4 protein-coding genes are annotated in these 4,580 nt (G+C 48.8%); 2 read left to right on the plus strand and 2 right to left on the minus strand.

Going from position 1 to position 4,580, the window contains the following annotated elements; genetic code table 11:
- Positions 1-469, plus strand: a 469-nt coding sequence (locus tag PF479_RS02725; protein ID WP_298001986.1) for a hypothetical protein, incomplete at its 5' end; no start/stop codon positions are given.
- A gap of 32 nt (positions 470-501) precedes the next feature.
- Here the strand turns inward: PF479_RS02725 and PF479_RS02730 are convergent.
- Complete coding sequence (locus tag PF479_RS02730; protein ID WP_298001988.1) at positions 502-1,854, minus strand: MATE family efflux transporter; 1,353 nt, start codon at positions 1,852-1,854, stop codon at positions 502-504.
- A 19-nt stretch (positions 1,855-1,873) separates the two neighbouring features.
- Positions 1,874-2,287, minus strand: a complete 414-nt coding sequence (locus PF479_RS02735) for a DUF3795 domain-containing protein (protein WP_298001990.1) — start codon at positions 2,285-2,287, stop codon at positions 1,874-1,876.
- A gap of 173 nt (positions 2,288-2,460) precedes the next feature.
- Between PF479_RS02735 and PF479_RS02740 the strand changes: the two genes are divergently transcribed.
- Positions 2,461-4,404 (plus strand): hypothetical protein, encoded by a 1,944-nt coding sequence (locus PF479_RS02740; RefSeq protein ID WP_298001992.1) that lies wholly within the window; start codon positions 2,461-2,463, stop codon positions 4,402-4,404.
- The last annotated feature ends 176 nt before the right edge of the window (positions 4,405-4,580 follow it).

A 4,580-nucleotide genomic window follows, 5' to 3' on the forward strand; every position in this document is an offset into this window, starting at 1 on the left:
GCCCTCGACGGAGCAGTTTGAAAACTGTCTCTTCGAAGAATTAATGAACTTTACCGCTCCTCAGAGGATCTGGGTGGAAGATGAAAGTCTTAATATCGGGAGGATCTTCCTTCCAGTCCCATTCTACGACTTGATGAAGAGTTCTTCTCTGGTCCTGGTAGAAATGGACATGAAGTACAGATTAGACAGGTTAAACCGTGATTACGGACAGGAGAGTCTGATCCTTCTGGAGGAAACGATCCTGAAGATCCAGAAAAGACTGGGCATCGAGAATGCCCATAAGGCGGTATCAGCCCTGCACCGGGGTGATATCCGTGAGGCTGCCTCCATTGTATTGGGCTATTATGACAAAAGTTATGAGTATGACAGGATTCAAAAAAACCGTAACCTTCTGTGTCGTATCTTTTCAGATGATGGTGATCCCGTGGCAATAGCGGCGGCAATTCTGGATCAGATGGATAAGCTCTGACATCAGCTGCCAGACTCCGGGAACAGTTCCATTCAGCCTTGAACTTTCATCTGATTGAACATCACTTTTTTGTTCATCCTGCTGCATAAAGGTCCGGCTATCAGATAGGACAGGGCGAGAGCCGTGAATATACCGGATAAGCCAAAAATCCTGGAAGCATACCAGGCCAGGGGAATGTAAAAACCAAACATCTGTATCAATGTCAAAAGGGCGGAAAGAACGGGCTTTCTCAACACATTGAGAGTCGTGACCGCGCTGAGCATTAGACCCTGGAGGCCGTATGACAGGGGGACAATCCTCATATAAAGGACGGCGACGGCGATCACATCAGGATCATCATTAATCAGTTTGATGATCGGTTTGGCGACAATGAGCAGTATGAGATAGACCGCAAACCCGTAAGCCATTGAAAATAGATCGGCCAGTTTCAAACCTCTCACGACACGGTCCTTGAGCCCGGCTCCCCAGTTCTGCCCCACAAAAATAGGAATGATGGAGACCATGGCCCTGATGATGATCATGGCAAACATGTCCAGCCTGGTGGCAATTCCAAAACCAGCCACCGCTTCCCGGCCATTGACGGCGATCATTCCAGTAATGATACCTGAGGCCAGAGGGACTATTATCTTTGACAGGGTGTTGGGAAGTCCCACATGGAGGATTTCCTTCCAGACCTCCAGGATGATCTTGATTGAACTATTGCGGAGAGAGATGACCTTTTCTCTGTAGATCAGAATGTACCAGGCCACAGTAAATGTTATGGCCCGGGCAAAAACAGTTGCCAGGGCGGCGCCGGCCACTCCCAACTCAGGAAAGGGACCAATCCCGAAGATCAGAAGGGGATCTAACAGGGTGTTCATCGTCGCCGCAATCAGCATGACCCTTGAGGGGGTCTTTGTGTCACCCATTCCACGGATAGCCGAGTTCCCCGTCATGGGTATGACCACGAAGATGACACCCCAGTACCAGATGCCCATGTACTCCCTGATCACATCCAGCGTCTCAGCATCCGCCCCCATCAGAGTAAAGACGGGATCGATGGTGAGAAGTCCAATCAGTACAAAGAACACAACCACCAGAAAGGAGAGTCCCATCCCCCAGGTTATCAGGCGGGTCTGCTTTTCCCGGTTCTGTTCTCCTGCGGCACGGGACACGGCCGCGGTCATTCCGACACCCAGTCCGTGGGCTACACTGCTGATTGTCAGGACTACGGGGAATGTAAAAGAGAGGGCAGCCAGTTCCACCGTTCCAAGCTGACCTACGAAGTAGGTATCCACCAGATTGAATATGATTATTCCCAGGATTCCCATGGTCATGGGGGCGGTCAGCCTTGCCAGGACAAGTCCTTCTTTCTCTGTGGTTATCATTTTTGTATTCTTATTCAATCTGGGCTCCTGTCAATTTCTAATGTAATGGTTTGGGGAATCTAGGATTCTTCTCTCCGCAATTCAGGCAGTTCTCTCTGTGAACGCAGAACAGACCTCCGCAGCGGGGGCACTCCCATTTTGCTTTGTCCCTTTTGATAATCTCATCCAGCCCAACCTGTTTGATGGTCTTCAGGTTTTCAATAGGACTTTCTCCGTATTTGCTACTATACCGCATATTCAGCTTTCTGATTTTTTGACAGGGGAACTTGATGCAATCCATGCAGAGGGATGTAGTACTCTCTTTTGCGGGGCAAAACTTGATGCTGCATATGGTGCAGTGATAGGGTTTGTTTCCGCTTTGCAGGCAGCCGACACATCTATTCTTTTCCCGCTGCATTCCCAGACAAAGCTCACAGTTCACACCGCAGGGAGCCATGCTTAAATGATTCATTTTCCCTCCCCTTGAATACTAAACTGTTTTTTTGTTTTGATCTATTTATTCTTGGAAAATCAACCTCTGTGCTTTATGCTGGTATGATGAACCGATTTATAAAAATACTCATACTCTTGTTGTCCATCGGCTTTCCGGCACTCAGTGCAGGGGAGGGGGCTTCAGAATCTATAATGCGAGATAGTTCATCCTCCACAAAGGGAACATTCCCGATTAAAGCAGTGACTCTATATACGGCCGGTCTGGCACAGATCGTGCATGAGACAGAGGTCCAGGGTAATCAGATCCTTCTTTTCCCAGTGGAACACAAGGATATCAATGACATCCTGAAATCCATTATGATTGAAGACCTTGATGGTGGTACAGTTGATTCGGTGAACTTTAGCAGTGAAAATCCTCTGTCTGCCACACTCTCTGATCTTCGAGTCAATCCTTCCGGATCACCGGGGATCATCGAATTCCTGTTGAGAACTCAGGGCGAAGAAGTCTCTGTGGTCACCGAAGAAGGGCGGTTTTCCGGCCGGATTTTCAGCGTGGAAGACACATATAATGCCGAAGGATACCGGCGGATTAATCTAAACCTGATGAATGACGATGGCTTGATTACTGTGAATATTCTGGAACTGAAAAATCTGAGCTTTCAGGATACATTTTTACAGGAAGAGCTGCTGAGGGCCCTGGGTGATATTGCCCAGTCCCGGGTTAAGACATCCCGGCTCTTGAAGATCTCACTCAAAGGGACAGGAACACGCCGGATTCGGCTCAGTTATATCCGAGCCGTACCCTTATGGAAAACCAGTTATAGAATTGTTCTGGATGAAAATGACATCCCCCGCCTGGAAGGCTGGGCTCTGGTACAGAACAGCGGGAGTGAGAGCTGGGATAATGTGAATCTCAGCTTTGTGGCCGGACAGCCCAATGCCTTCATCATGGATCTGGCGACCCCCCGCTATGTCTATCGGGAAACCGTGGAGATTGCCTCCGCTGGTCCTCTGGGAGCCGTGGAATATGACAAGGGAATCGCTCCGTCCCTCTCTGCTAAATCAGAATTGAGTTATCGATCCTCAGCTCCGGAAATGATGTATGAAGAGTCTGAAATGATGGCAGAGGACTCCTATTACGGTAAAATGGAGGCCTATGCACCGGCACCGACAGTCTCTATGGCCAGGGGTGAACGCACCGGGAATTTTTACAGATACACCGTCAATACTCCTGTGACTGTAGAGGCCCGTTCCTCCGCCATGATCCCCATCCTCAGTTCTCCCGATGCAGGTAGTGGTCTTGCCATATATGATCCAGGCCAGGGCGGATTGGTCTTTAAATCTCTTCGTCTCAATAATCAAAGTGATGCCCACTGGGCGGCGGGTCCCGTCTCGGTTTCAGAAGGCCGAAGCTATGCCGGAGATGCCCTTATTCCAGAAATGATCCCCGGGGCCACCCGCTTTATCAGCTATGCTCTGCATGGGGCTGTGGATGTTCAAAAATCTCAGGAACCTCTTCCCCAGAGAATCGTCTCATTAAAGATCAGTGATGGCATGATGTATCGTCTGGACAAGATGGAACGAATGACGAAATACAGAATTGAAGGAGAGGAGAAGGAGCTTATCATCATTCATCCCAGGGAGGCGGGTTGGTCTTTGACAGAACACCCTCCCCTGGATGAAGAAACAAGCTCAGCCTACAGATTTACTCTGGATCAATGGGATGAAACTCCTGTTTTGGTGAAAGAAGAATATCTGTTCTCAAGTGAGTTCAGGCTGACCAGTTTTGCCCTGACCGACTTTTCCTATTACCTGGAATGGGCTGAGCTTTCAACCGGAATGAAGACTGTTCTGGAAAAGATGGCAGATCTTAAACGATCGGAAGAGCGCATCAAAACTGAATCGGCGGCACTGACAGCCCGGATCGGCCGCCTGGAGCGGGATCAGAGCCGGGTCCGGGAAAATATGGGTGTTCTCGAATATGATTCGGACCTATACAAGAAATATTCAGGACAGCTGGAGGCACAGGAACGGGATATCCAGAGCTTGAACCGGCAGGTGGAAGAGAAAGAGCGGGAGCTCATCAAGGCCCGCAATGATTTGACCCGCTACATCGGTTCAATCGAATTGAACTGATTTCCAGTAGGCTGCCTTGATTCTCACCCCTGTGCAGCTCTGGAAAGGAACCATGAAGATGATGTAAACTCTGACAATCCTTTTCTGAGGTCATCCTGAAACAATATGATAATAATTTTTTCTCCCACAAAACTGATGCATTTTGATTCTCCTTCAAAATCGATCATTTCAGAGTT

It is taken from the genome of Oceanispirochaeta sp. (assembly GCF_027859075.1).
Classification (GTDB): Bacteria; Spirochaetota; Spirochaetia; order DSM-2461; family DSM-2461; genus Oceanispirochaeta.

Bases quoted from the DNA above. Each gene is read 5' to 3' on its own strand.
- PF479_RS02735 (WP_298001990.1), bottom strand. From the start codon at position 2,287: ATGAATCATTTAAGCATGGCTCCCTGCGGTGTGAACTGTGAGCTTTGT.
- PF479_RS02740 (WP_298001992.1), top strand. From the start codon at position 2,461: ATGCGAGATAGTTCATCCTCCACAAAGGGAACATTCCCGATTAAAGCA.